At 68.4% G+C, this 3,540-nt stretch carries 4 protein-coding genes and 1 pseudogene; 4 read left to right on the top strand and 1 reads right to left on the bottom strand.

The window, feature by feature from the left end:
• From VW23_RS28665 to VW23_RS21225, 3 genes and pseudogenes are all read left to right on the top strand, one after another.
• A pseudogene (locus VW23_RS28665) lies at positions 1 to 405 on the top strand (hypothetical protein); the annotation flags it as partial.
• Positions 406 to 408: 3 nt separating this feature from the next.
• Positions 409 to 963, top strand: a complete 555-nt coding sequence (gene rsmD, locus VW23_RS21230) for a 16S rRNA (guanine(966)-N(2))-methyltransferase RsmD (protein ID WP_069911504.1) — start codon at positions 409 to 411, stop codon at positions 961 to 963.
• Between the two features lie 8 nt (positions 964 to 971).
• Complete coding sequence (locus VW23_RS21225; protein ID WP_069911503.1) at positions 972 to 1,409, top strand: YdeI/OmpD-associated family protein; 438 nt, start codon at positions 972 to 974, stop codon at positions 1,407 to 1,409.
• A 4-nt stretch (positions 1,410 to 1,413) separates the two neighbouring features.
• Here VW23_RS21225 and mutL read toward each other — a convergent pair whose 3' ends face one another.
• The gene (gene mutL, locus VW23_RS21220; RefSeq protein WP_069911502.1) at positions 1,414 to 3,222 is read right to left on the bottom strand and encodes a DNA mismatch repair endonuclease MutL; all 1,809 of its coding nucleotides are present in this window, start codon (positions 3,220 to 3,222) and stop codon (positions 1,414 to 1,416) included.
• A 104-nt stretch (positions 3,223 to 3,326) separates the two neighbouring features.
• On the opposite strand from mutL, the gene VW23_RS21215 reads away from it, so the two are divergent.
• A partial coding sequence (locus VW23_RS21215) for a deaminase (protein WP_244513689.1) occupies positions 3,327 to 3,540 on the top strand: 214 nt, incomplete at its 3' end.

Below are 3,540 nucleotides of genomic sequence, written 5' to 3'. Positions count from 1 at the left end.
TTTCAAGCAGATGACGGCATACGATCTTTCTGCCTGACTCGTGGTCTCGGATATGTGTATAAGCGCCCCTACGCCCCGCGCAACTCCAATGCTGGCGACCGCGAGCGCAGCAACAGCCGTCCGCTTGGTGACAAGAAGCCCTATGGCACGCGCCCGCCCCGCGGCGATCGCCCTTCCAGCGATCGTCCGCGCGATGGCGGTGACCGTCCGGCCCGTTCGTTCGGTGACAAGCCGCGCAGCTTTGGTGACAAGAAGCCGTTCTCCGGCAAGCCCGGTGGCACTGGTGGAAAGCCCTACGGCAAGCCGTCGGGTGGTGCCGGCCGTCCGTCTGGCGGTGGTCGTCCCGGCGGCTCCGGCCGTCCGGCCGGTGACCGTCCCCGTGGACCCAAGAAGCCGCGCGAGTAACCAATGCGCATCGTCGCCGGCAAGTTTCGCGGCAAGGCGCTGCTGTCGCCTTCGGACGACAGCATCCGCCCGACCTCCGACCGGGCCCGCGAATCGGTGTTCAACATCCTCAGTAGCCGCATCGGCGTGCATCTCGATGGGGTGAAGGTGCTCGACCTCTTCGCCGGCACCGGCGCGCTCGGCCTCGAAGCCCTTTCGCGCGGCGCCTCGGGCGCGGTGTTCGTCGATAACGGCGCCGAATCGCGCGGCATCATCCGCGACCACATCGAAGCCTTCGGCATCGCCGGTATCGCCAAGCTGCTCCGCCGTGATGCCACCGCGCTCGGTCCGGCCGGCACCCTGGGCCCGTTCGACCTGGTGTTCCTCGACCCGCCTTACGCCAAGGGGCTGGGCGAGCAGGCGCTGGTGTCGCTGCGCGAGGGCAACTGGCTCGCCAGGGACGCAACGATCGTGCTGGAAGAAAGAGCCGACGTCGAACTGGCGCTCCCCCAGGGCTTCACCATAGATGATCGCCGCGCCTATGGTGCGGCGGCGGTCCACTTCATCCGCGCGCAGTGAGGCAAGCGATGCAGTTCCGCGCCGTCGTCATCCCGTCCGGCAATGCCACCGCCGTCGAACTCCCCGACGACGTCATGCGCTCGCTCGGACCCGAAGCGCGACCGCCGATATCGATCACCATCAATGGCCATAGCTGGCGCAGCCGCGTCGCCATCAAGAACGGCCAGCGCCTGGTCGGCATCAGCGCCGCCCAACGCACCGCGGCCGGCATCGAAGCAGGCCAGACCGTCGAGATCGACATCACCCTCGACACTGCGCAGCGCGAGGTCGAGGAGCCGGATGACCTCAAGGCTGCCCTCGACGGCGATCCGGTAGCCCGTGCTGGCTTCGACAAGCTGCCCTTCGGCCTCAAGGCCAAGCACGTTCGCGATATCGAAGCGGCAAAGACGCCCGAGGTGCGCACCCGCCGGATCGGCAAGCTGGTCGAAACCCTGGGTCGGGCCTGAACGCCTACCGCGTCCGCCCGAACAGCCGCTCGATATCGGCTTTCTTCAGCTCCACATAGGTCGGCCGTCCATGGATGCACTGGCCCGAATGCGGCGTCGTCTCCATCTCGCGCAGCAGCGCGTTCATTTCCTCGACCCTGAGGCGCCGCCCTGAGCGCACCGAGCCATGGCAGGCCATGCGCCCGATGATCGCCTCCAGCCGGTCGGCCAACGCCGCCGAGCTGTCCCATTCCGCCAGCCCATCGGCGAGATCGCGTACCAGCCCATCGATATCGGCCTGCCCGAGCAGCGCCGGGGTCTCGCGCACGGCCACCGCGCGCGGCCCGAACCGTTCGAGATAGAGCCCCAGCCGCTCGAGCGTCGGCGCCGCGTCCTCGAGCCGCCCGCAATCGTCTTCGCTGAGCTCGATCACCACCGGGATCAGCTGCATCTGGCTCGCCACCGGGCCGGCCGCCAACTGCGCCTTGAACCGCTCATATACCAGCCGCTCATGCGCTGCGTGCTGGTCGACCAGCAACAGGCTGTCGCCGTTCTGCGCCACGATGAAGTTGTCGAACATCTGCGCCCGCGCCGTCCCCAGCGGATACTCCACCGGTTCGGCGATGGGTGCAGTCTCAAACACCTCATAGCGAGCACTGGGCTCGGCAAAGCCCACAAACCGCTCGCTCGGTGATGCTGCCCCGCGCGGCGGAGGAGGGGCCCCAGCAAAGCTGGTGGAGGGGGCGGTCCAACCCGCCGTCGTTCTTACCGGTGCCGCCTCATATTCCGGTACGCGGAACGCCTGCACCACATCCTCGGCCACCGTACTGGCCGCCCGATGCCCCGCTGCATCCAGCGCCTCGGTGATCGCCCGGATCAACGCGCCGCGCACTGCGCCGGGGTCGCGGAACCTCAGCTCCGCCTTGGTCGGATGGACGTTCACATCCACGTCCGCCGGATCGACCGCGAGGAAGATCGCCGCCACCGGGAAGCGGTCGCGGAACACGAAATCTGCATAGGCGGCGCGGATGGCGCCCACCAGCACCTTGTCGCGCACCGCCCGGCCGTTGACGAAGAAATACTGGCTTAGCGAATTGGCCCGCGTATAGGTCGGCAGCCCGGCGAGTCCGGTCACCACCATGCCGTGCCGCATCGTTGCCAGCGGCACGGCGTTGTCGCCGAAATCCCCGCCCATCACGTCGCCGAGCCGCGCCCTGAGCGCCCCGTCGCCCTCACGCCCCGGCCAGTTCGAGGTGGTGCGGTCGGCCCCCTCGAGCACGAACTGCACGTGCGGGTTGGCCATGGCCAGCCGCTTCACCATGTCGGTGATCGCGCCGGCCTCGGAGCGCTCGGTCTTCAGGAACTTCCGCCGCGCCGGCACGTTGCCGAACAGCTCGCGCACCTCGACGATGGTGCCGCGGTTCATCGCCAGCGGTACCGGCCGCGACTTCGCCCCGTGCTTGACCGCGATCCGCAGCCCGCTCGTGTCCTCGGCCCGGCGCGACGCGATGCCGAGCTCCGCCACGGCTCCGATCGAAGCCAGCGCCTCGCCGCGAAATCCCAGAGTCCGGATATCCTCGAGCCCGTCATCGGCCAGTTTCGATGTCGCGTGCCGCTCGACCGACAGCACCAGGTCGGCCTCATCCATGCCGATGCCATCATCCTCGATCCGGATCAGGCTCTGCCCGCCGCCGGCGGTGGTGATGTGCACCCGGCTGGCGCCGGCATCGATGGCGTTCTCGACCAGTTCCTTTACCACGCTCGCCGGCCGCTCGACCACCTCGCCCGCGGCGATGCGATTGATCAGATCTTCGGGAAGCTGGCGGATGGGCAAGGCGATTCTCCTGAACGGAGAATGTAGCGATGCGCCGCCGCCACTGCCACGCCCTTCGCCATCACCCAGTGGTTGTTCGCAATGACGGGTGCTAAACACCCGCCATGCCCACCCCTATGGACCAGGCCGTCGCTCTCGCCGAAGCCGCCGCCCAAGCCGGCGAGGCCCCGGTTGGTGCGGTCATCGTCGAAGGCGATCGCGTGCTCGCTGCCGAGCGCAACCGCATGCGTGAGCTGAACGATCCCACCGCGCCTGCCGAGTTCCTCGCTATCCGCACCGCGCTCGCCGCACGCGGTACCGGCCGGCCCGATGGCTGCG

It is taken from the genome of Devosia insulae DS-56, from assembly GCF_000970465.2.
GTDB lineage: Bacteria > Pseudomonadota > Alphaproteobacteria > Rhizobiales > Devosiaceae > Devosia_A > Devosia_A insulae.
Note: the sequence above shows the minus strand (reverse complement) of the source record. Positions and strands in the feature narration are given on the sequence as shown.